Annotated in this window: 16 protein-coding genes; 2 read left to right on the top strand and 14 right to left on the bottom strand. The window is 71.2% G+C overall.

The window, feature by feature from the left end:
* Window positions 1–166: 166 nt before the first annotated feature.
* From JAP66_RS24065 to JAP66_RS24130, 14 genes are all read right to left on the bottom strand, one after another.
* A complete protein-coding gene (locus JAP66_RS24065; RefSeq protein WP_307849697.1) occupies window positions 167–1,789 on the bottom strand; it encodes a PucR family transcriptional regulator in 1,623 nt (540 codons plus the stop codon).
* A gap of 88 nt (window positions 1,790–1,877) precedes the next feature.
* Complete coding sequence (gene menC, locus JAP66_RS24070) at window positions 1,878–2,984, bottom strand: o-succinylbenzoate synthase (protein WP_199434116.1); 1,107 nt, start codon at window positions 2,982–2,984, stop codon at window positions 1,878–1,880.
* Entirely contained in the window at window positions 2,984–3,919 is a 936-nt protein-coding gene (locus JAP66_RS24075; RefSeq protein WP_235999353.1) for a GNAT family N-acetyltransferase, read from the bottom strand. Before JAP66_RS24075 ends, menC begins: the two co-directional genes overlap by 1 nt.
* A complete protein-coding gene (locus JAP66_RS24080) occupies window positions 3,916–5,064 on the bottom strand; it encodes a M20/M25/M40 family metallo-hydrolase (protein WP_199434177.1) in 1,149 nt (382 codons plus the stop codon). The genes JAP66_RS24075 and JAP66_RS24080 overlap by 4 nt, the downstream gene beginning before the upstream one ends.
* A 19-nt stretch (window positions 5,065–5,083) precedes the next feature.
* Window positions 5,084–8,419, bottom strand: a complete 3,336-nt coding sequence (locus JAP66_RS24085; protein WP_199434117.1) for a serine hydrolase — start codon at window positions 8,417–8,419, stop codon at window positions 5,084–5,086.
* A 22-nt stretch (window positions 8,420–8,441) separates the two neighbouring features.
* The gene (locus tag JAP66_RS24090) at window positions 8,442–9,380 is read right to left on the bottom strand and encodes an ABC transporter ATP-binding protein (RefSeq protein WP_199434118.1); all 939 of its coding nucleotides are present in this window, start codon (window positions 9,378–9,380) and stop codon (window positions 8,442–8,444) included.
* Window positions 9,373–11,277, bottom strand: a complete 1,905-nt coding sequence (locus JAP66_RS24095) for a dipeptide/oligopeptide/nickel ABC transporter permease/ATP-binding protein (protein ID WP_199434119.1) — start codon at window positions 11,275–11,277, stop codon at window positions 9,373–9,375. Before JAP66_RS24095 ends, JAP66_RS24090 begins: the two co-directional genes overlap by 8 nt.
* 4 nt (window positions 11,278–11,281) lie before the next feature.
* Window positions 11,282–12,283 carry an ABC transporter permease gene (locus JAP66_RS24100; RefSeq protein WP_199434120.1) on the bottom strand — a complete coding sequence of 334 codons (1,002 nt, stop codon included), beginning with the start codon at window positions 12,281–12,283 and terminating at the stop codon, window positions 11,282–11,284.
* A gap of 13 nt (window positions 12,284–12,296) precedes the next feature.
* Window positions 12,297–13,877: an ABC transporter substrate-binding protein gene (locus JAP66_RS24105; RefSeq protein ID WP_199434121.1), complete on the bottom strand. Its 1,581-nt coding sequence runs from the start codon at window positions 13,875–13,877 to the stop codon at window positions 12,297–12,299.
* A gap of 340 nt (window positions 13,878–14,217) precedes the next feature.
* Window positions 14,218–16,296, bottom strand: a complete 2,079-nt coding sequence (locus JAP66_RS24110; RefSeq protein WP_199434122.1) for a BTAD domain-containing putative transcriptional regulator — start codon at window positions 16,294–16,296, stop codon at window positions 14,218–14,220.
* A 45-nt stretch (window positions 16,297–16,341) separates the two neighbouring features.
* Window positions 16,342–17,259, bottom strand: coding sequence for a carbohydrate ABC transporter permease (locus JAP66_RS24115; protein WP_199434123.1), 918 nt, complete (start codon window positions 17,257–17,259; stop codon window positions 16,342–16,344).
* Window positions 17,256–18,614 (bottom strand): ABC transporter permease, encoded by a 1,359-nt coding sequence (locus JAP66_RS24120; RefSeq protein ID WP_199434124.1) that lies wholly within the window; start codon window positions 18,612–18,614, stop codon window positions 17,256–17,258. The genes JAP66_RS24115 and JAP66_RS24120 overlap by 4 nt, the downstream gene beginning before the upstream one ends.
* A 12-nt stretch (window positions 18,615–18,626) precedes the next feature.
* Window positions 18,627–19,925, bottom strand: coding sequence for an ABC transporter substrate-binding protein (locus JAP66_RS24125; RefSeq protein WP_199434125.1), 1,299 nt, complete (start codon window positions 19,923–19,925; stop codon window positions 18,627–18,629).
* A gap of 11 nt (window positions 19,926–19,936) precedes the next feature.
* Window positions 19,937–21,133, bottom strand: coding sequence for an ABC transporter ATP-binding protein (locus JAP66_RS24130; RefSeq protein WP_199434126.1), 1,197 nt, complete (start codon window positions 21,131–21,133; stop codon window positions 19,937–19,939).
* A 423-nt stretch (window positions 21,134–21,556) separates the two neighbouring features.
* Between JAP66_RS24130 and JAP66_RS24135 the strand changes: the two genes are divergently transcribed.
* Window positions 21,557–22,285 carry a response regulator transcription factor gene (locus tag JAP66_RS24135; RefSeq protein WP_199434127.1) on the top strand — a complete coding sequence of 243 codons (729 nt, stop codon included), beginning with the start codon at window positions 21,557–21,559 and terminating at the stop codon, window positions 22,283–22,285.
* A complete protein-coding gene (locus tag JAP66_RS33030) occupies window positions 22,282–23,634 on the top strand; it encodes a sensor histidine kinase (RefSeq protein ID WP_199434128.1) in 1,353 nt (450 codons plus the stop codon). Before JAP66_RS24135 ends, JAP66_RS33030 begins: the two co-directional genes overlap by 4 nt.
* Window positions 23,635–23,723: the final 89 nt, after the last annotated feature.

Here is a 23,723-nt window from a genome sequence, read left to right on the forward strand (position 1 = left end):
GGTCGCTTACCCGGCAGGCACATCGATCCGGGCAGCGCGAGACCACGACGAGAGAAGGGCGGTAGCGGCGGCGCGGCCTCGCGCGATGGTGGCAACCTCGTGGGGGTCCGGCCGAACCGGCACGGTCCCGGCCGGGCCCGTCGGAGAGCCACACCTGCCGTGCGGTTCAGGCGGGCGCGACCACCCGCAGCTGAAGCATCGCGGCGAACCTCGCCTCGGGATCGGCGAGATCGATGTCCCCCACCTCGGCGAGCCGGCGAAGACGGTAGCGGAACGTGTTCGGATGTACGCCCATCGACGACGCCGCCCCCACGACATCGCCGAAGGCGTCCAGCCAGGCCCGCAGGGTGCCCACGAGAGCGCTGCCGTGTTCCGCGTCGTAGGCCAGCAGCCGGGCCACGGTCCCCGTCGGGCCATCCCCGCGCGCCGCGACGAGGTCGCGGAGTTCCAGCACCAGGGCCTCGACATGCACGTCGACCAGCCGGGCGACGCGCCGCACCCCATCCTTGCGGGAGCGCAACACCCGTAGCGCCCGGTCCGCGCTCGCCCGGGCGGCGACCAGGTCCGCGGCGTCCTGCGCCCGCGGTCCGATCCCGATCACCGCGCGGGTGCGGTCGCCGACACGGTCGAGGAAGTCGGTCGCGATCCGGACCACGCGCCGCTCGGCCTCATCCTCCCGGCTCACGGGTATCAGGCCGTAGACCACGTCACCGAGGAGCGCGGCCGCACACCGCGAATGCACGGCGTTCAGATGCATCGCCAGCCCGTCGGCGAGGCGTTGTCGCTCCGTGACCGCGGTCGCCTCGGCACCCGTGGAGTCAGGTGTGGCCATGGCCAGCACGACGACCGGTTGATCGGCGAGGCCGAGACGATGCAATGCGTCCCGCGCTCCGGCGCCGCCTTCCAGCGCGGTGCTCAGCAGGTCGGTGCGCAGGCGCCGGGCCACGTCGGCACCGGCCCGGATCCGAAGCATGTGCAGGGCCACCAGCTTGGCGGCATCACACAGGGCAACGGTCCGCTCCTCGCTGAGCGGCGCGCTCACCGCCGCCCAGATGGAGCCGAGGATCTCGTCACCGGCCCGCACGGCGACCGCGACCCTCGGCATCGTGAAACTGTCGAGCGTCTCCGTCACCGGCTCGATGTAGAGCGGCCGATCGTTGCGGTAAAGCGTGCGGAAGACACCGAGCTCGGTCAGCACCCGGGAGTACCGTTCCGGCACCTGGCGGCCCAGGATGGTGGCGACACGCGACGCGTCGGCCTCGTCCTGCCCGCCGGAGAACGCGAGCACGCGCCAGTTTCGGTCCTCGATGGTCACCGGGGCGTCGAGCAGGGCCGCGATCGCGTTGGCGAGCGCGAACAGGTCACCCGACGGCATGCCGCCCAGCGTCTCCCGGCCCGCGTCGCCGACGTCGTCCTCGGCCAGCAGTGAGCGCAGCATCGCGGCGAGCTGGGCCCACGACGCCCCCGGGGTGAGCCCGAGAAGCGCGACGCCGGACTCCTCGGCGGCGGCGGCGAGCTCGCGGGACAACGCCACGGGTGCGCGCAGCACCAGACCGGTGGCCTCGTGCCGGCCGAGGTCGTGCAGCAGCCGCACCACCTCGGCCTGCTCGTGCAGACCGATACCCAGCACCAGGGCGTGCTGTGGCAGCACCGGTTCCTCGAGTGGGTCGTGAATGGTGATCCCGCCGATCACACCGGTGCGATCCACGTTGCCGTGCACCAGTTCCAGCAGGGTCGTCCCCAGGTCGTCGAGAACCCTGCCGAGGCTGGCGTGCGGTCGCTGACTCACCGGATCGAGCACCACCCGAATCTAGGCCTCCGCGTGTCAGCCTAGTTCGTTCAAGGGCACGAAACCAGCGCCCGGAGTTCGGACGTTCTCACAACGACAGCCACTCCGTGCGGACCGTCACCGACTCCAGGACGTCAGGCAGCGGCTCGACGCCGAGTCCGGGCCCCGTCGGCACCGGCAGGTGCCCGTCCTCGAGCACGAACGGCGCGGTGATGTCGGCGCGATAGTAGCGACCGGACGCTGAGGTATCGCCTGGCAGGAGGAATCCGGGCAGCGCGGCGAGGGCCACGTTCGCCGCGCGCCCGAGGCCGGTCTCCAGCATTCCGCCGCACCAGACGGGCACACCGTGAGCGGCGCACACGTCGTGGATGCGCCTCGCTTCGAGGTATCCGCCGACCCGGCCGGGCTTTATGTTGACGTTCCGGCACGCTCCCAGCCGGATGGCATCGGCGGCTGCCCGAGCCGACGTGATCGACTCGTCCAGGCACAGCGGCGTGGTGAGGCGCGTGGCGAGTTCGGCATGGCCGAGGAGGTCCTCCTCGTCGAGCGGCTGCTCGATCAGCAGCAGGCCGAACGGGTCGAGCCTGGCGAGATGCCGCGCGTCGGCGACCGTGTAGGCCGTGTTGGCGTCCACCTGCAACAGCACGTCGTCGCCGAACCGCTCGCGCACCGCCCGGACCGGCTCGACGTCCCAGCCCGGTTCGATCTTGAGCTTGATGCGCACGTACCCGGCATCGAGGTAGCCGCCGACCGTGTCGAGCAGCTCACCGATCGAGTCCATGATGCCGACCGAGACCCCGCACGGGACCCGCTCGCGGACCGCGCCGAGCTCCCTGGCCAGCGGCCTGCCCTCGGCCCGCAGCTCGGCGTCGAGCACCCCCATCTCCAGCGCGGCCTTGGCCATCCGGTGCCCCCTGACGGGGGCGAGTGCCGGGGCGACGCTGTTCGCGTCGAGCCGGCGAGCTGCCGCGAGCGCGGGGACCAGGAAGTGGGTGATCGCGTCCGCGGCGGCATCGACGTACTCGGACGAGTACCGCGGTTCGGACATCGCGACGCACTCGCCCCAGCCCTCCGCGTCGCCGGTCACCACCCGCAGCAGCAGGACCTCACGCGCGGTCTGAGTGCCGAACGACGTGCGGAACGGTGTGACGAGCGGCATCCTGACCCAGCGCAGCTCCACTCCGGTGAGTTTCATCAACTGTCCTCTCCGGACGCGGTCGTACCGACCACGTACCATCCGGCCCGGTCGAACCCGGTGACACGGCCGCCCTCCGCGAGCAGGTTCCCGAGCACCTGGCGCACGGCCACCCGCCACCGCCGCGCGGTGTCCGGGTCCGTCGTGCGCAGCCGCTCGATGTCCCGTGGGACTGCGACGAGCACGGTGTGGCCGTGCGTCGTACCCGCCACCGGCAGGCCGTCCGCCGACCGGCCGAGCCCCACGACCGCGCCCGCGACACGCTCGGCCTCCGCGTCGCACGGGACGGGAGTACCGGAGCAGGCGGCCGCGACCCGTGCGGAACCGAGGCCCCAGCGCACGAGCAGCCGGTCCGTGTCGTCGGTGCCGTTGATGCCGTCGTTGACCCCGCCGTAGAAGTTGGTGAGGTACTCGGCGGGCACCGCGGCCAGCTTCGTGAGGTTGAAGTAGGCGTTACGGCCGACCAGCGGATCGAACGTCCAGCCGATCGATGCGACGCCGCGGCGCAACGCCCACGCCCGCTGATGCAGCTTCAGCGCGAAGCCGACGCTGCGTCCCGCGACCACCGGGGAGACTCCGGCGATGTGGCTGTGCATCACCCCGTCGGAGGGCGCGCCGAAGAAGCCGACGCACGCGCCGAGCAGCCGGTTCCCCTCGTATGCTCCCGCGACGTAGTTGCCGCCTTTGGTGAGCGCCCGCAGCAGTTCGGTCGTCACCGGCGGGTTCTTCGGGTCCGGGTGCCAGATCCCGTCGTAGAGCCGGTAGACCTGTTCCAGGTCGGCGAGGTCCGTGAGCTCGCGGACACGCACGCCCGCCGCGCGAGCCGCGGCCTCGGCCGCCAGCACCGCGGCCTCGACCTCGAGGGGCGTCGCGAGCAGCACGCCCGGCTGATCGTGGAGGCCGCTCGTTCCGGCGAGCTGCCGGATTTCGCTCATGAACGCCTCCCGCTCGCGGCGACGGCGGCCGGGGAACCCGCCCGCCCGGTCTCCAGGAGGTCCGCGACGAGCGAGGCGACGAGGGCCGAGCGCCTCGGCAGTTCGGCGACCACCACGTGCTCGTCGTCGGCGTGCGCGCCGCCGCCCACGGCGCCGAGGCCGTCGAGCGTCGGCGTGCCCACGCCCGCGGTGAAGTTCCCGTCGGAAGCGCCGCCCACCGCGGCGGCGCGCAGCGGCGGCAGGCCGAGCGCCCTCGCCAGCACACCCGCCCTCGCGAACAGCCCTTCCGATGAACGCGCCTCCAGCGGCGGCCGGTTCGGTCCGCCGAGGACTTCCAGTGCGGCGCCGCCGAGAACCGGCCGGACCGTCCGCATCGCCGCATCGACCCGGTGCTGCTCCGCGCGGCTGGCCACCCGGACGTCGACCGCCACCTCGCCCATGGCCGCGACGGTGTTCGTCGTGGTGCCCGCCGACAGCAGGGTCGGGGTGACCGTGGTCCCCGCCGCGGGGTCGGCCAGCCCGCCCATGGCGAGTACCTGGTGCGCCAGCTCGACAGTGGCGTTGACTCCGCGCCAGGGCTCCAGTCCGGCATGGGCCGCCTTTCCGGTCACGGCGATCCGGTAGAGCGAGACGCCCTTGCGCTCGGTCTTGAGCGCGCCGCCCCCGGCCGCGGCCTCGACGACGAGCGCAGCCGCACACCCTTCGGCGGCCGACTCGATCAGCTCCCGTGAGGTGGGCGAGCCGACCTCTTCGTCCCCGGTGACCAGCAACGTGACGCCCGAGAGGTCGGGGAGTACCGACAGCGCGTGCATCGCGATCACCAGCCCCGCCTTCATGTCGAGACAACCGGGCCCGCGGAGCACCTTCCCGTCCACTGTGTACGGATGGGTGGCCAGCGAGCCGATCGGCCACACCGTGTCGTGGTGGCCGAGCAGCAGCACGGTGGCCGGGCCGTCACCGAACCGCCAGCGCAGGTGCGTGCGCCCGGAGCGGACGATCCGCTCGGGTTCCCGGCCGAGCCTGCGCGCACCGACCCTCGCCACGACATCCGCGCTCGCGGCCACCGCGGCGAGGTCGGTCGACGGCGACTCGCACGTCACCAGCTCCTCGAGATCGGCGAGTACGTGCCGCACCCGGCTCTGCATGCGGGCGACGGAATGCACCTCACACCACCTTCGGCGTGGCACGGGCACCGAAGTGGACGTAGCGCTCCCCCGTCGGCAGCTCGTAGAAGGTCAGCGGAATCCACATCCGCATGCCGGGATCCTTGGCGACGAACAGATCGTCGTCGACGGGCACCAGCCGGTACTCCTGCGTGGCCTCCGGCACCAGCTCCGCCAGCGGCCCGGTGACGGTCGTGCGCAACGCGGGCGTGCCGTCCTTGCCCTCGGTGAGCACCTCCATGCGCACGCTCTCCCGTTCGTAGGTCCCGGCGTGCGTGCTCAGGTCCACTGCGACGGGCTCTGCCGGAGGCTCCAGCGGCTGAGGCATCGCGACACCCGCCACCTCCGCGAAGATTTCCCGGTACAGATCCTCGTACAGGTCGTGCGCGCTGTCGCCGTTGGTCAGCAGGGTCACGGCGAGGCCCTGCTCCGGCAGCAGACGGAGGAAGGCGGACTGGCCGATGGTGTTGCCGTCGTGCCCGATGAGCCGGTGGGAGTCCCAGTCGAACCGGCACCAGCCGAGTCCCCACGAGTCCCCGAGCAGGTACTTGTCCGGTAGCTCGACCTGGAAGCCCGCCATCGCCTCCGCCGAGGTCTCGCTGAGCACGTGGCCGCCGTCGGGAGCGCGACCGCCGGTGAGATGCATGCGCGCGAAGCCGAGCACGTCCGCGGCGGTCGAGCAGACGAGGCCCGCCGGGCCCGCGGCGCGCTGGAGAGTCCACACCGGTGCGCGCCGCGGTTGCCCGTCCTCGGTGACGTGGCCGACGGCGGCACGGTGCAGCAGTGCCTCCTCGGGCAGCGTGCCGGTGTGCGTGAGCCCCAGCCGGTCGAACAGCCGCTCGCGCATCGCCTGGTCCCACGTCGTACCGGTGAGTTTCTCGATCACCCTGCCCGCGAGGGAGAACCCGGAGTTGCAGTACGACCAGGTGACGCCGAGCGGGTGGTTCTGCGCCACGTCGGCCAGCACGGTGACGTACTTCTCCAGGCAGTCGTCACCGCGGCCGGTGTCGGTGAACACGTCGCCGTCGATTCCGCTGGTGTGGGTCAGCAGGTGCCGCATGGTCACCTTCTTCGTGGTGTCCGGATCGGACAGCCGCAGCTCGGGAAGGATCTCGGCCAGCGGCATGTCCAGATCGAGCAGGCCCTCGTCCACCAGCTGCAGGACGACCGTGGTCGTCCACACCTTGGAGACCGACCCGATCTGGAACACCGAGTCGGTGGTCGTCTCCACCCCGGTGTCGACGTTGAGCACACCGCAGGCGGCCTCGACCAGCTCGTCCTCGGCTCCCGGCCGCAGCCGGAGGATTCCCAACGTGGCGCCGGGGACGCCGTGCCACGCGGCCAGCTCGGTGAGCCTGCGCTGCCAGTGCGCGGCGTCCAGCCGGGGGCGCCGCGGCCCCGCCGTCTCGCCCGCGTACTGCTCGACCCAGTCCGCGACGCGGCGGTTGTAGTCGAGACGCTGTGCGGGAGGCCCGTTCAGGATGAACAGGTGCGACGCGTCCGGGTAGAGCACGAGCCTGCTCGGTACACCGCGCTCGCGCAGGCTGGTGTGCCACTGCTCGGCCTGCCCCACCGGGCACAGCAGGTCCGCCGTACCGTGCAGGATCAGGGTCGGTGTGCGCACGGAGTCCACCTCGGACAGCGGGGACATCGCGGCGTACCGCTCCGGCACGGCCCACGGTGTGCCGCCCAGCTCCAGCTCGCCGAGGTAGTGACCATCCACTGAGGACCCAGCGGCACTCACCAGGTCGGTGATGGCCCCGCCGGTCACCGCGGCGGCGAACCGGTCGTCGCGGCTGGTGAGGTAGCAGGTCATGAAACCGCCGTAGCTGTAGCCGGTGACGGCCAGCCGTTTCGGGTCGGCGATACCGTCCGCGACGAGTTCGTCGACGGGTTCGAGGAAGTCCCTGGCGTCTGCCTCCCCCCAGCCGCCGCCGACGGCCGTGAAGAAGCGCTCGCCGTAGCCGTCGCTGCCGCGCGGGTTGAGCAGCAGGATCGTCCACCCGCGCGCGGCGAGTTCCTGGTGGTAGAGGTGGATCTCGTCGGCGACGCCGTTCCACGCGTTGTGCGGGCCGCCGTGGATGTCGAGCAGCAGCGGCCCCGGCTTCGCCGCCTCCGGGTCGCGGACGAGCCAGCCGTGCACGACGGTGCCGTCCGAGATCGTGAACTCGCGCTCCTCGCGCGGGAACAGCTCGACACCGTCGAGGTACTCGCCGTGCGCGGTGAGCGTGGTCTCCTCGCCCGTCTTCAGGTCGACCCGCACGATCTCGCCGTAGGAGCCGGGCGTATTGAGCACGACGGCGACCGTGTCGCCGGACACCGAGAAGCCGGTGACATTGCGTCCGGCGCCTTCGACGACCGGCCGGGGCATGCCGCCGGCGGCGGGGACGGCGTAGAGGTGGGTGCAGCCGCGCTCGCGCAAGCAGAACAGCACCGTGCGGCCGTCCTCGGCGAGCCGCGGAACGCCGCCGGGGTAGCCGGGGTGCCCTGGCATCAGGTTACGGTCCAGGCCGGCACCGAGGTCGGTGACGGGACCGCCGTCGAGCGGCACCCGCAGCAGCCTGGTGTGGCCCACCGGGTCGCCCTCCATGCCCGCGACGAGCAGCGCGGTACCGTCCGCCGTCCACGTGACCGGCCCGCCGAACCCGTCGGCCAGCCCGGCGACCTCCGGCACCGCCTTCGCGTCGGTCACGTCGAGGACGTGGACGGGCGCGCGCAGGCGGAGATCCGTGTCCGGCGCGGTCGCCGCGCAGAAGGCGAGCTTCGCCGAGTCCGGTGACCACGACGGCGGACCGGCGTGCCAGTCGCCACCGGTGACCTGGCGGCAGGTGCCGGTGGCGAGGTCGAGCACGTGCAGATGGGTGCGGATGGTGCGCAGCAGCCCGGCGCCGTCGGCGCGGTAGTCCAGCCGGTCGGCGACCACCGGTGCGGTCCCGTCGCCACCGGCCGGGCCCAGCAGGTCCACCGGGGCCGCGAAGGCGATCCTGCTGCCATCCGGGCTCCAGACGGGTTCGCCCGCACCGAGCGACAACGACGTCAGCGGCTCCGGCTCCCCACCGTCCACGGGCAGCGACCACAGCTGCGGCGGTCCGTCCTGAGCACGGAGGAAGGCGACCTGGGTCCCGTCCGGCGACCACGTGGGCGTGCTGTCCGCCACTCCCCTGGTCAGCCGCCGCGGTGCACCCGCACCGGCGCACCAGATCGCGTGCCTGTTGCGGTCGACGTCCGCGTCGGCGGTGCGCAGCACATAGAGGCAGCGCGTCCCGTCCGGGGAGAGCGCGGGCTGCCCTGGCACGGCGAACCCGGTCAGGTCCTCGGCGCGTTGGCGGTGGGTCATCGGAATCCTCCTCGGTCGGTGGTCAGCGCTCGGCCGCGAAGTGGCAGGCGGCGAGGTGAGGGTGTCCCTGTGGGACGGGTTCGTGCTCCCGGCAGATGTCCCGGTCGTCGAGCACGGCCGGGCCCATCGGGCACCGGGGGTGGTAGCGGCATCCGGGTGGTGGGTGGTGCGGGTCGGCGGGTTCGGTGTCGGCGACGGCCCGCAGCGCCGGGTCGAGGTCGCCGGGGTCCACCGGTTCGGAGACCGCCGCGAGCAGCTCCCGCGTGTACGGGTGCCGGGGACGGGCCAGGACCTGGTCGGCGGGCCCGTACTCGACGATGCGGCCCAGGTACATCACGGCGATGAAGTCGCTGACATAGCGCACGACGGCGAGGTCGTGCGAGATGAACAGCACGGAAAGCCCCAGCTCGCGCTGCACGTCGCGGACGAGGTTGAGCACGGCGCCCTGGATCGAGACGTCGAGCGCCGAGGTGATCTCGTCGGCGATGATCACCCGCGGGTCACCCGCCAGCGCTCTGGCGAGCGCCACCCGCTGGCACTGCCCGCCGGAGAGCTGGGCCGGGTAGAGGCGCGCCCGGTCGCCGCTGAGCCCCACCAGCTCCAGCAGCCTGATCACCTCGGCGCGCCGCCCGGGCCGGCCGCGCGGGACCGCCTCGGCGATCGAGTCGCCGATCGTCATGCGAGGGTCGAGCGAGGAGGAGGGGTCCTGGAACACCATCTGCAGCGGGGGCCGGGACCGCCTACGACGCACGGATTGCCCGCCGAGCAGGATGCGGCCCCCGGTGAGCGGGATCAGGCCGACGGCGGCACGGGCCAGAGTGGACTTGCCGGACCCGGACTCGCCGACCAGCCCGACGACCCTGCCCTCGGGCACGGTGAGGTCGACGGTGTCGACCGCGGTCAGCCCGTGCCGGTGGCCGCCGTAGCGGACGGAAACTCCCTCGAAGCGCAGCTCACTCACCGACCCGCACCTCCTCCGCCATCATGGGACGTCCGCCGGTGACATCCGCGTGCCAGCACGCCACGCGCCGCCCCTCGCGGTCGGCGACCAGGGGCGGGTCGGCCCCGCGGCACTGCTCGTCGGCGAACGGGCAACGGGCGGCGAAGGCGCAACCCACCGGCACCCGGGCGGGGTCGACCGGACGACCGGGGATCACGGCGAGCGGGCGCTCCAGTTCGGTGCTCATGTCGGGAACCGCGGCGAGCAGCGCCCTGGTGTAGGGATGCCGTGCGCGGGCGGGCAGGTCGGCGGCGGGCAGGTCCTCGACGATGCGGCCCGCGTACATCACCAGCACCCGCTCGCAGAACCGCCGGACGACGGTGATGTCGTGGCTGATCAACAGGATCGCCACGTCGTCGGCCGCACGCACGGACTGCAGAAGCCGCAGCACCTGCCGCTGCACGGTGACGTCGAGTGCCGTGGTCGGCTCGTCGGCCACGATCAGGGCGGGCGAGCCCATCATGCCCATGCCGATCATTGCCCGCTGCCGCATGCCGCCGGAGAACTCGTGCGGGAACTGCTTCGCCCGGCGCGCGGCCGCGGGCACCCGGACGGCCTGGAGCCGGTCGATCGCGCGGTCGAGCGCCTGCCTTCGGCCGAGCCCGTGGTGTTGTTCGGAAACCTCGGCCAGTTGACGACCGATGCGCTGGGTCGGGTTGAACGAGGTCATCGGGTCCTGGAAGACCATCGCGAACGACGTGCCGAGCAGCTGCTGCCGCGTACGGTCGGGAAGCTCGTGCAGCGGTTGTCCCCGGAACTCCAGCCGGTCGGCGGTCACCTCGCCCGGTTCCTCGATGAGCTGTGCGACCGCGAGCGCGGTGAGCGTCTTGCCGGAACCGGACTCCCCGACGATCCCGACGGACTCGCCGCGCCGCAGCGCGAAGCTCACCCCCCGCACCGGGGCGGTGCCACCGGGGAAGGTGACCCGCAGGTTCTCGACCGCGAGCACGGACCGCCGGTCCTCCCCCGCCGGAGCCGGGGCGACCGGCTCGTCCCGGTCCCGGCGGCGGAACACCACCGGGGCGGAGCGCAGCCCGACGCCCTTGGCGATGGCCTCGCCGAACAGGTTGAACGCCAGGCCGGCCACCACGACGGCCGTACCCGGCGCGAGCGCCGCGGCCGGATGGATGTAGAGACCGGCGAGCCCGTCAGCGAGCAGCCGTCCCCAGTCGTATGCGGGAGCCTGCACGCCGAGTCCGAGGAACGACAGCCCGGCGAAGGCCAGCAGCGCGCTGCCCGCCGCGACCGTGGCGTTGACCACCAGCGGTTCGGCGACGTTGGGCAGCACGTGCCGGGCAAGCAGGCGGACCCGGCCGAGCCCGGCGATGCGCGCGGCGGCGACGTAGTCCAGTCCAGAAACCTTGGCCACCAGCGTCTGCGTGAGCCGGGCGAAGGCGGGCGCGAGGGCGAACCCGATCGCGAGCACCGCACCGCTCGCGCCGACACCGAAGACCACGGCGAAGAACAGAGCCAGCAGCAGGCCGGGAAAGGCCACCGCGATGTTGACCATCGCGCTCACTACCCGCCCTGCCCTGGCGCCCAGCAGTATCGGCGCGGCACCGAGCAGCAGGCCGGTGAGCACTCCGATCGCGGTGGCGAGCAGTGCGAGGCCGACGGAGAGCCCGGTGGCGACGAGCACGCGGTGGAAGACGTCCCGGCCGAGGCCGTCGGTGCCCATCCAGTGCTCGGCCGAAGGGCCGCGCAGGATCTGTCCGGTGTCGACGGCAGCGGCCTCGTCCGACCACAGCAGCGGCGCGACAACGGCCAGCAGCAGGACAGCGGCCAGCAGCGTAGCCGCGCTCACCCCCACCGGCGTGCGCAGCACACCGGCCCATTTCGACTTTCCGGGTGAGGGCATTCGCTCAGCTCTCCTTGATCGTCGAGCGGGGGTCGAGGAGGGCGAGTGCGATGTCCACCGCCAGGTTGACCAGCAGGACCCCGGTGCCGTAGACGAGGACGATGCCCTGCACCAGCGGGTAGTCCTTGGCGAGGATCGACTCCACGATGGTGGTGCCCAGCCCCGGCCAGGCGAAGACGTTCTCCACCAGCACGGTGCCTGCCACCATCGCGCCGAGCAGGAGACCACCGACCGTGATCGTGGCCGTCACGGCGTTCGGCAACGCGTGTCTGAGGTAGACGATCCGGCCGGGCAGCCGTTTGGCCCGCGCGGTCCGGATGTAGTCGGCATGCAGGACCGCCAGCGTCTCCACCCGCAGCAGCCGCGCCAGCACCGCGGCCGGTCCCGCCGCGAGCGCGAGCACGGGCAGGGCGTAGGAGACGAGGCCGGAGCGGCCGGCCACCGGCACCCAGCCGAGCCGGACACCGAAGACGTAAACCAGGCCGACGGCGAGCAGGAACTCGGGCACCGCGCCGAGCACCACGCTGGTGGAGGTGAAGCTCAGCTCGGTCCTGCGGCGCCGGCCGCCCCGGGTGAGCACGGCCATCGCGACGCCGAGCGGGACCGCCACGACCACCGCGACCACCGCGACCACGAAAGCGAAACCGGCGAGCTCCACCGTGGCCGGCAGCCGGTCACCGATCACCCGCGACACGGGCAGTCCCGAGGTCACCGAGGTGCCGGCGTCGCCGGAGAACAGACCGCCGAGGTAGTGGACGTACTGCAGCCACAGCGGTTCGTCGTGGCCGAGCGCCGCGCGGCGCTCGGCCACCAGCTCCGGCGACGCGGTGAGGCCCAGCGCTGCCCGTACCGGGTCGCCCGGGATCAGGTGGATCATCAGGAACGCGGCGGTGACCAGCACCCATACGGAGATCAGGAGCCGCACCAGCCTGCGAGCCGCGAAGTGCAGCCAGGTGTTGCCGGCGAGTCCGCGGAGGGTCCGGGCTCCGCTGAGCAGGGCCGTCATGCCGCCACCCCGGTCAGCCGAGCATCCGGATCGAGCTGGGCAGCACGTCGCCGTCGCTCAGCACGAACGTCGCACCGTTGCCGAACATCGGCCGGTTGGTGTTGGCGAACGGGATCACGTCGACGTGGTCGATCACGGCACGCTCCGCCTCCGCCCAGCTGTCGCAGCCGTCCGTGCCGGTGGCCTGCGAGGCCTGCCCGACGGCCGTGATGTACTCGGCGTTGTCGATGCTGGCGAAGTTGTTGCCGTTGGGCGGGGTCGGCCCGGACAGGAACGGCACGAGCTGGGTCGGCAGGGTCACGTTCAGGGGGAGGAACGCGGCGTGCCACGTGCCCTGCCCCGCAGCGACGACCTGCTCGACCTGGGCATCGGTGCCGCCCCGCAACTCCACGTCCACGCCGACGGCCCGCCAGGAGCGTTGCACGAGCTCGGCGGCCGACTGCATGGGAGCGCCGAGCTTGCTCGGGTAGTGGAACGTCATCGACAGCCGCTCGCCGTCCCTGACGCGGATGCCGTCCGGGCCAGCCACCCAGCCCGCCTCGTCGAGCGCGGCGGCCGCCGCCTGCCTGTCGTGCTCGGGCAGGCGAGGCGCCGCCGTTTCACACGGTCCCGACCCGGTGGCGACGAGGCCGGAAGCCGGTTCGGCCATCCCCCCGGTGATGACGTTGCGCAGCTCTCCGAGATCGAGTGCCTGCGCCAGGGCGCGCCGGACCGGTTCCGGCTCGGTGGGCATCCCGGCCTTCTGGTTGAACCACAGCTCGCCCAGCACGGCGAGGAGGTCCCGTTGGAGCAGTCCCTGTGCCTCCAGCCGCCTGCGGTCAGGTCCGACCACCGACCCCGCGTTGACCTCGCCGGAGCTGAGCAGGTTCGTCGCCGTCGTCTCGTTGGGCACGATCCGCAACACCACGGTGTCGGGCAGTCCGGGCTGGTCCTGCTGCCAGTCACCCGGACCCCACGTGTAGTCCTCGCGCCGGTCCAGCGTGTAGTGGTCGCCCTGGACGGCCTCGGTCAGCGTGAACATGCCCGTGCCCGCGCCGCCGCGTTCGAGCAGGCCGCGGTCGTCGAGGCCGGGCCGGCACACGATCGGCAGGCTGCCGATGTTGCGAGCGAGGAAAGCATCCGGCGCCGGGCTCTCCACCGTCACCGTCCGGGCGGCGTCATCGGCGGTGGCGCTCGCTCCCGGTGGCACGTAGAGCCCGGCGACGGCGGACCCGTTCTCGGGATTCCCGACGAAGTTGATGTTGTCGGCCACCACGCCGGCCGTCAGGGGGCTGCCGTCGGCACACGTGACACCCTCACGCAGGGTGAAGGTCGCCTCGGTCGTACTCGCCTCCCACTCCTCGGCGAGCCCGGACGCCAGCTCGCCGTCGACGTCGACCGTGACCAGCGAGTTGTAGAGGAACCGGTTGACCTGCATGGTGACCGCGAGTGTGCTGAAGTGCGGATCGAGGTTGCCCGGATCGCCGCCGAGCACCATCGTGAACGTCCCGCCGTCGACGAGGTCCTCCCCCGCCGTCCCGCCCCCGGAGCCTCCGCACGCGGCGAGAGTCAGAGCGAGCGCGCCGGCCGTGGCGATGGTCAGCACCGATTTCATGACGCCTCCAGCTCCAACGAGATCCTTGGACGAGGAGCCTGCCCACCGCGGACGCTCATGTCTTTGTTCGGCTCAACCAGAAATCGCCGGCCTTCTCGTCGTCGCGTCCGAACGACTCGCGCGGCACGCCCGTCGTCGGCGCAGGGGCGGCCAATTCGACGTGGGCGCGCATCTGGACGGCCGAGCCGGCCGGTTCCTGGCAACGGGCCGGTCCGACTGCCACGTGCGGCGGCGGTCACCAACGCGATCTTCCACCCGACGGGCTACCGAGTACGTGACCTGCCGCAAGTACCTCTCGGTCGACCAGCTGATCCGGACCGTGCCGCAGGCACCGGCTGGGCTACCGCAAGCCTCCCCTGTCCAGGGTGCGATCCAGCAGCCGGATGGTGGCCGCCCGCTGCGCGGCCTCCGGCTCCTCGGTGTCCAGCCGGTACCGGGCGTAATCGGCGAGCAGTGTGTGCATACCGTAGCTGTCGCCGTCGAGGATCGTGATCAGATGCTCGTCGACGAGCCGGTCGAGCAGCGACCGCACGTGCTCGACCGGCAGGTCGGCCAGCGCGGCCGCGTCGCCCGCGCTGAAGCTCGCCGAGGGATGCAGCGCCAGCAACCGGAACAGCCGCCGCTGAGCCGGTTCCAGTACGCGGTACGACAGCGCGAATACCTCCCGGAGCCCGTCGCTGCCGCCGGCGAGCTCACCCAGCCGGTCCTCGCCGGCTGCCATCAGCTCGGCCAGTTTCCGGACACCGCCCACCGAGCGGCTGCGCACACGGCGGGCGGCCAGCTCGATGGCCAGCGGCAGCCGGCCGCACAGGTCGGCCAGCCACCGGACTGCATCGGGATCCGCCCGCGCACCGGCCTCGCCGGCCATCCCGGACAACAGCTCCGCGGCGGCGGAAGGCGAAAGGACGTCCAGGAGGAGGCTCTGGCTGCCGTCGACGGCGAGAGTGCGCCTGCTGGTGACCAGGACCAGGCTGGCCGGACCAGCCGGTAACAGCGGCGCGATCTGCGCCTCGTCGGCCGCGTCGTCCAGCAACACCAGCGCCCGTTTGCCTGCCAGCCGGTCCCGGTACAGCGCCGCGCGCTCACCGAGATCCTCCGGCATCCGGTCAGCGGGCACACCCAGCACCCTGAGGAACGCGGCCAGCACCGTCGCCGGGTCGGCGGGGGTGCGGCCACGACGCCCCCGCAGGTCCACGTACAACTGATGGTCGGCGTAGTGCCCGGCGGCGACCAGCCGGTGTGCCATGTGCACGGCCAGCCTGGTCTTGCCAACGCCGGCCATACCCTGGAGCACGTGCACCGGCACCGCCGTCGCACCCACGGCCGCGGCGACTGCCCCGCGCAGGGCGGCCAGCTCGGTGTCCCTGCCGACGAACTGGCCGACATCCGGAGGCAGCCTGCGCAAGACCGGCACCGGCTCGTGCTCCAGCGGCGCCGGCCCTTGGGCAAGCACCTGCACTCGCGCCCGTTCGAGCTCCGGCCCAGGATCGGCACCGAGTTCCTCCGCCAGGCGTCTCCGCAGCGTGTCGAACACCTCGATGGCCGCCGCCCTGCGTCCGCATCCGGCGAGTGCGACCATCAGCGCGGCGTGTGCCGCCTCGTGCAGCGGGTCGGCCTCCGTCACCTGCCCCAGCACCGGCAGCACGGCCTCGTGCCTGCCGAGTTCGGCGGCCACCGTCGCATACTCCACCGCCGCGGCCTGCCACTGGCGGGTCAATGACGCCACCACCGGGTGCGAACGCAGCTGTGGCAGGTCCGCCACCGGGTCGCCCCGCCACAGCCGCACGGCGTGCGCGAACGACCCCGCCGCCTCCACCAGCTCCCCTGCCGCGCGCTCGCGCCGAGCACGGGCGAGGAGGGCCCGGAAACTCAGCAGGTCGACCTGCTCGTCGGTCACCGTCAGCTGGTAGCCGCCCGGCACGGCGCGCAGCAGCTGCCCGGAGCGCGGGGAATCCGGTCGCAACAGCCGGCGCAGGCGGGAGATCCGAGACTGCACCGAGTCCGGCGATGTCGATCGCACCCGCCCCGCGATCTCGGCGAGGCTCTGCCGGCTCACCGCGACGTTCGGCGTCAGTGCCAGTGACGCCAGCAGGACGCGCTGGATCTGTGAGCCGAGGTCCAGCTGGGTGCGTTTCACGACAACCCGCAGCGGCCCGAGAACGTCCACCCGCACTCCGCTGCCGTAAGCGCCGCCGTACCAGGCGGTCCTGGACAGTTCAACGGCCTCCTCGTGGGACAGCCGCAACGCGGCGGCCAGCTTCCGCAACGTGCTGGCGCGCGGACTACTCACCCTTCCCTGCTCGACGTCGCGCAACGCCGCCACACTCAACCCGGCGAGCATCGCGGCCTCCCGCTGGGTGAGCCGGGCTCGCTGGCGGAAGTTCCGGATCAGCGCACCCAGATCCGGAGAGGCGTACATGCTACCCCATTCCAATGTGGATGGTCACCGAAGGACGTTGCCGGATCACTTGGTCGAGCCGGCGAGCACTCCCTGCACGAAGTACCGCTGGAAGGCGAAGAAAACCGCCAGCGGAACGAGCATCGACAGGAACGAGCCGGTAGCGAGCAGGTCGATGTTCGAGCCGAACTGGCGCAGCTGCGACTGCAACGCCACCGTGATCGGCTGCGACTCCGGATCGGCGAAAACGAGCGCGACGAGTAGATCGTTCCAGACCCAGAGGAACTGGAAGATCGTCAACGACGCGATCGCGGGCAGGCCGACCGGAACGACCACCCTGCGGAAGATGAGCCACTCTCTGGCACCGTCCATTCTGGCCGCCTCGATCAGGTCCCGCGGTATGCCCACGAAGAAGTTCCGCAGTAGGAACACCCCGAACGGCAGCCCCAGCGCCACGTGGAACAGTACGACGCCGGCTATCGAGCCGAACATGTCCAGCGCGCCGTAAAGCCGCGCGATCGGGATCAACGCGACCTGGATGGGCATCACGAGCATGCTCACCACGGTGACCATCACCCAGTCCCTGCCGCGGAAGTCGATCCAGGCCAGCGCGTAGGCTGCTGCGGCCGAGATCACCACGACCAGCACGGTCGCCGGCACCGAGATCAGCACCGTGTTCCACAACGAGTCCAGTATCGTGTCATTGCTGACGATGTCCCGGTAGTTGTCCAGCGTCAGCTGGGCCGGAGCGGTGAAGATCGTCCACCACCCGTCGGCACGGTTGCTGGTCTCGCTGCGCAGTGACGCCACGAGCAGACCGAGCACGGGCATCAACCAGAACAACGCGATGACCACCAGCGCACCGCGCAGCAGCCGTGATCCGAGCCAGCCTGCGACCCGGGAGACGATGCCGCGCGGCGGCGGGCCACCGGTTCCGGTGTCGCGTGTGGCCCGTTCGGGGACGGGATCGGCTACGAGTGTCATCCGGATCGCGCCTTTCGGAATCGACGGATGTTGAACAGCATCGCGGGTACCACCAGCAGCAGGAGAATGACGACGAGGGCACTGCCCATGCCCTGGTCCCCGCCCGCGCCGAAGGACACCTGCCACATCTGGAGTGCGAGCACGTTCGCCTCCGCCTGCGACGATCCCGGCGCCACCACGTACACGAGCTCGAACACCTTGAGCACGTTGATCGCCAGTGTCACGAAGACCACGAGAAGCACCGGTGACAGCAGCGGCACCGTGACTCGCCGGAACACCTGCCCCTCGGTCGCCCCGTCCACCCGTGCCGCTTCGAGCGCTTCCCTGGGAATGGCCGAGAGGCCGGCGGCGATGAACGTCATGGCGAACCCGGTCATGATCCAGATCCAGGCCGAGATGATCACCGGTGTGACCAGTCCGGGACCGAGCCACGTCAGACCGCGGAACGGTTCGGCGAAGTTCTCGGCGGGCAACCGGATGGTGTAGCCGCCATCGGCGAGACCGGGAAAGACGAATGTGCCGTCATCGGCCGTCGTCGTGGAAGCCACCACCTGCCCGTCCCGGACGGCGTGCACGGTGACACCGGGCAGGCCGGCCTCGCTCGCGCCGACGGCACCGTCCTGCCCCGACGAACCGACGTCGCGCCACAGGTAGCCACGCAGCTCGCCCACGGTGGGTTCGAGAATGGTCGCCTGCTGCGCGTGCTCGGGCATCTCGCTGTCCCGCAGGCCCACCATGGGGATGGCGACGACCTCACCTGGCCGGACGAGTTCGGCGCTGCGGTAACCGCCATCACCGGTGGCCGCCATCCCTGCTTCGTCCCTGGGCTCCGCGCCGGGGAACTCCGCGGACGAGGCGAACATGTCGTGCGCCGTCACGACCGCGGCGTTGGCGACCCCGAGGTCGGGATCCTCGTCGTACACGAGGCGGAAGATCACGCCCGAGGCGAACAGCGAGATCGCCATCGGCATGAACAGCACGAACCGGAACGCGGTCGCCCAGCTGACTCGTTCGGTCAGCACCGCGAACAGCAGCCCGAGTGCCGTGACCAGCGTCGGCGCCACCAGCAGCCAGACCAGGTTGTTCCGGAACGCCACCAGGGTGCGCTCGTCGGAGAACGCCTCGATGTAGTTGCCCAACCCGAGGAATTCCTCACCGGAGGCGTCGAAGAGGCTCCGTCCCAGCGAGAACGCGATCGGATAGACGATGTAGAGGACCAGGAGTATCGCGCACGGCCAGAGAAACAGTGCCGCGCGCCGGCCCCCGCTGCCCTGGATGCCGGATCGCCTGCGCCTCTTCCGTGCGGTTCCGCCGAGTTCTAGCACCTCGACGGAACCCACGTCCTTGCTTGCCATGAACGGCTCCCGCTACTTCTCGAAAGCTTCGGCCGCGTGCGTTTCCAGATCGGCCGTGGCCTTGCGGACATCCCCGCTACCGAGGAAGTCCTGCAGGTCCTGCCACATGCCCGCACCCACGGTCGCGCCGAAGGAGGTGGGAACGAGGTCCGACATGTCGAACCGCACGTTCCCCCCGGCCTCCCGCAACTGCTGGGCGATGGACCGGCTCAGCTCGTCCGGGTAGCTCTCCAGGTTCACCTGCTCGTTCGGCGAGAGGAACCCGCCACGCTCCGCCCAGATCTCGGCCGCCCGCGGGGAGGCGAGGAACTGCATCAGTTCCTTCGTCGCCGCGTCACCGGTGAAGGCGACGGCCGCGTCGCCTCCGACCACGGCACTGCGCTGGCCACCCTCGAGCACCGGGAACGGGAACAGCTGGGCGTCCTCGCCGAGGACGGAAGCGGTGCTCGAGGTGATGACGCCACCGACGAAATCTCCCTCGTACACCATCGCCGCCGAAGGGTCGTCACCGAACACGTTGTTCACCGAGGTCGGGAAGTCGGTCTGCAACGTTCCGCCGGTGCCGCCGGCGAGCCGGTCCTTCGCCAGCAACTCGCGCATCTTCTCGAGCGCTTCCCGCACCGAAGGGTGGGTCCACGGGATCTCGTGCCGGCTCAGCTTGTCGTACATCTCGGGTCCCGCGGTCTGCAGGTAGATGTTCTCGAACCAGTCGGTGAGCACCCAACCGTCGGCACCACCCACCGACAGCGGTGCGATCCCGTTGTCCGCCAGTGTCTTCATGACACCGGCGAGCTCCTCGCCCGTCGAGGGCGGGCTTACGCCGGCCTCGTCGAACAGTCCCGTGTTGTACCAGAAGGTCGACTTGTTGGCGGCCTTGAAGTACACCCCGTACATCTCACCGTCTACGGTGCCCAGTTCCCGCCACAGCTCGGGATAGTCCTGCTCGACAGTGTTCCGGGTGGCTTCCGGCAGCGGTTGCAACGCACCCGCGCGGGCGAACTGCTGTACCAGTCCCGGTTGTGGCAGCAGCGCGACATTCGGTGGCGTGGAACCGTCGATGCGGGTCTGCAGCACCGTCGGCAGGTCGTCCCCCGCCGACGTGTAGTTCACGCTCGCGCCGGTCTCGTCCTCGAACTGGGCCAGCACCTCCTCGAAGGCCTTCTGCTCCTCACCCGACCAGTACCCGGCCACTTCCAGTTTCTGTCCACCGAGGTCCGCCGCGTCGTCGCCGCCACCGGCAGAACCACATGCGGCGACCCCCGTGACGGCGAGAACGGCCACTAACAGCCGGGAAACCTTCCGCATTCTCATCTCTGACATCCTCATCGATTCCAGATCGCTGTACCGGTTTGGTGATCGAAGAACTGCAAGCGTGCGGTATCCACGCGTACCTCGATCTGCTGTCCCTCGAAAATGCGTGTACGCGGGCTGAACCTGCCCACCAGCACGGTTGACCCGACGCCGCGCGAGCCAACCGGCTCGCCGGCGTCGCGGGCGAGTTCCACCGTGTCGTCGGTAACCACCGGTCGCGCCTCGACCGGAAAGTGGACCATGACGTCGGAGCCCATCGCCTCGACCAGGTCGGCCGAAGAACCCAGCACGGCGCCCTCGACCGCCCCGTCGAGTGCCGCGTCCTCCATGTCCTCGGGGCGGATGCCGAGCACGATTTCCCTGCCGTCATAGGCGGCCAGTGCCGGACGCCGCGCGAGGAGGCCGTCCGGCAACACGAGCCGCTGGTCGCCGACCTCGACCGAGTACTGGCCGTACTCCGTCGAGCGCAAGGTCGCGCTGACCAGGTTCATCCCCGGCGAGCCGATGAAACCCGCGACGAAAAGGTTGACCGGCCGGTCGTAGAGTTCCTGCGGCGGCCCCACCTGTTGCAGCACGCCGCGCTTCATCACCGCGACCCGGTCTCCGAGGGTCATCGCCTCGGTCTGGTCGTGGGTGACGTAGACGGTCGTGACGTTGAGATCACGCTGGATCCTGGCGATCTCCGCGCGCATCTGCATGCGCAGTTTGGCATCCAGATTGGACAGTGGTTCGTCCATCAGGAAGGCCTGCGGCTCCCTGACGATCGCCCGCCCCATGGCGACCCGCTGCCGCTGGCCACCGGAAAGGTTCTTCGGCTTGCGCTCGAGATGCTCGTGCAGGTCGAGCACGCGAGCGACCTCCCGCACCCGCCGGTCGATCTCGCCCTTGTCGAGCTTGCGCAGGGTGAGTCCGAACGAGATGTTGTCGTAGACGTTCAGATGCGGGTACAGCGCGTAGGACTGGAAGACCATGGCGACGTCCCGGTCCCGCGCCGGCAGGTCGTTGACGACCGTGCCGCCGATCTCGACCTTGCCTGAGCTGATCTCCTCCAGCCCGGCGATCATCCGCAGTGCGGTCGTCTTGCCACAACCAGATGGTCCGACCAGTACCAGGAACTCTCCGTCCGAGATCTCCAGGTCCAGGCCCTCGACGGCATGAGTGCCGTCGCCGTATCGCTTGTCGAGCTGAGTCAGTGCGATTCCCGCCACGCGAACCTCCTCTCCTTTGATGAAGGCGAATTCTGCGGGCAGCCGCGTCGTTCGAGCGGTGACAGGAAAGATAGGGGGCAACACCCTAAGGGAGCCTTAACAGCCGAGACCGTTCCACTTAACCGCCTCGATTGTTCACAGCAGGCCACCGATGAGCCCCTACCAGCCGAGGCGCCGCCGACGTACGCTCGCCCGTCACCGGCCGACGTCGGACAGCGCGCTCGCGGCGTCGTAAGCGCGCGGGCGCCGTACCCGTACCGTTCCCGCACCCGCCGGCCGCCGAGTTCCCGTGACCAGTGGTTTCGCGATGGCCGCCACGCGTCGGGCCGGTCCGCGATCTGCCAGGGGGACCGGTGAGGCTGACAGCGGCCGCGCACGCGGTTGGCCGCGCGGCGCGACGAGCATCCGGTGAGAAGGCAGGCGATGACCACTGACGCTTCCGGCGAGCATCCACCCGGGTTCCCGGGACACTCGGTGCTGCTGGTCGAGGACGATGAGGCCGTGCAGGCGGCGCTGGTGCGAACACTTTCCGCGCGCGGCTACCGGGCGCGTGCCGTTGGCACGGCCGCCGACGCGCTGCGGGAGGCCGCCTCGACCCAGCCGGATCTCATCGTCCTCGACCTCGGACTGCCCGACCTCGACGGTTCGGCCGCGCTGCGCATGATCCGCGGGGTGAGTGACGTCCCGGTCATCATCGCCAGCGTTCGCCGCGAGGAGGACTCGGTCGTGCGGCTGCTGAACGACGGCGCGGACGACTACGTCATCAAGCCGTTCTCCGGCGAGCAACTACTGGCCAGGATGCTGGCCCTGCTGCGGCGGGTGTCCCCCACGACCGCGCCGCGCAGGCAGGACATCGAGGTCGGTGGGCTGCACATCGCACCGGACTCCCGGATCGCGTTGCTCGAAGGGCGGGAGCTCGACCTGACGCGCAAGGAGTTCGACCTGCTCACCTTCCTCGGCGAGAACGCCGGCCGCGTGGTGACCCGGCAAGCCATCGTCGACCAGGTCTGGAGGGACATCGACGGTGGCAGCAACCAAAGCATCGACGTACATGTCTCCTGGCTGCGCCGCAAGCTGGGCGAGTCGGCCACGGCCCCTCGCTACGTGCACACCGTGCGCGGCGTCGGGTTCAAGCTGACCGAACCCTCGTGATCGCGTCGATCGCCCGGCTCCTCCTTGTCTGCTGCTCGGTGACCCTGGTCGGCGTTCTCACCGCGTACGTGGTCGTCGACGGTGCCGAGACCAGGGCTCGGCAGCGGGCGGAAGCCCAGATCGAGGTGGCAGCCCTCGTCGCCGTCGTACTGATCGACCCGAACGAGGAAGCCCTCCGCAGGGCACTGGCGCGGATTCCGGCCGGGAGGCGGGGAGGCGCCGGCGTCCACCTTCCGCCCGGCGGGCGGAAGGTCGGTACGGCAAGGGCGCCGGTCGAGCAGGTCCGGGACACCGCCCGATCCGGGGTCCGGCGCACCGTGGACACCGACGCAGGCCGGTTCCTCCTGGTTCCCGTGTCGCTGGACTCCGGCCGGACCGCTGTCGTCGAGGTCCGCACGGCCGACCCCTGGTTCGGCGAGGCGGCTGGAACACGGTTGCTCGTGCTTGCGGGCGCGGGTGTTCTCGCCGCGGCGGCGTCCATGCTGATCGTCATGGCACGGGCCAGGAAGCTGGCGGAGACCGCCGGCACGCTCGGCGAGTCGGCGGAGTCGCTCGGTTCCGGGCGGCCGGTGCCCGGCGTCCCGCGCGAGACCCCACCCGAGCTGGTGCGCCTGCGCGACGCCCTGGCCGGCATCGCGGCTCACTGGTCTCGCCTGCGCACCGACGAACGCAAGCTGGTCGCCGACCTGTCCCACCGGCTCCGGACGCCACTGACCGCGCTGCGCCTCGACGCCGAGGCGCTCGGGGACGAGCCCAACGGCGAGCGCATCCGGCGATCGATCAGCGCGCTGGAGTCCGAGGTGGACTCCGTGATCAGAAGCTCGGACAGCGCGGAGCCCACGGACCGGGCCACGCCGGATCTCGCCGAGGTGGTTCGCTCCAGGATGTCGTTCTGGACCGCGCTGGCCGAGAACCAGCAGCGGCACTGCGAGGTCGAGCTGACCGCGCGGCCCACCCCGGTTGGGCTCACCGAGAAGGACGTCCGTGGCATCGTGGACAACCTGCTGGTCAACGTGTTCCGGCACACCGCGGCCGGCACGCCGCTGGCGGTGTTCGTCGTCGAGCACGCCGGCTGGATCACGCTCGTCGTCGACGACGGAGGACCCGGCATCGTCGACCCGGACTTCGCCCTCCGGCGCGGCTCCAGCGGGCGCGGGTCCACCGGGCTCGGCCTGGACATCACGCGACGGCGCGTGGAGCGGCTCGGCGGCAGCATCCATGTGGAGAGCAGTTCGCTCGGCGGCGCGCGGGTGCGGCTGAGACTGCCGACCGCCGGCACCCGGCCACGGGAGCAGCCCCATCGCGCCTGGCGGATGTGGCAGCTCAGTACCCGCTCGAACGGTCGCTGAGGTCGGCACCGCGAGTCCCGCGCTCATGCCCGCGAGTCTCCCGCTCCTGCCCGCGAGTTCCCCGCTCACCGGCACTGAACGCCGCCACC

The organism is Qaidamihabitans albus, from assembly GCF_016464705.1.
Classification (GTDB): Bacteria; Actinomycetota; Actinomycetes; order Mycobacteriales; family Pseudonocardiaceae; genus Qaidamihabitans; species Qaidamihabitans albus.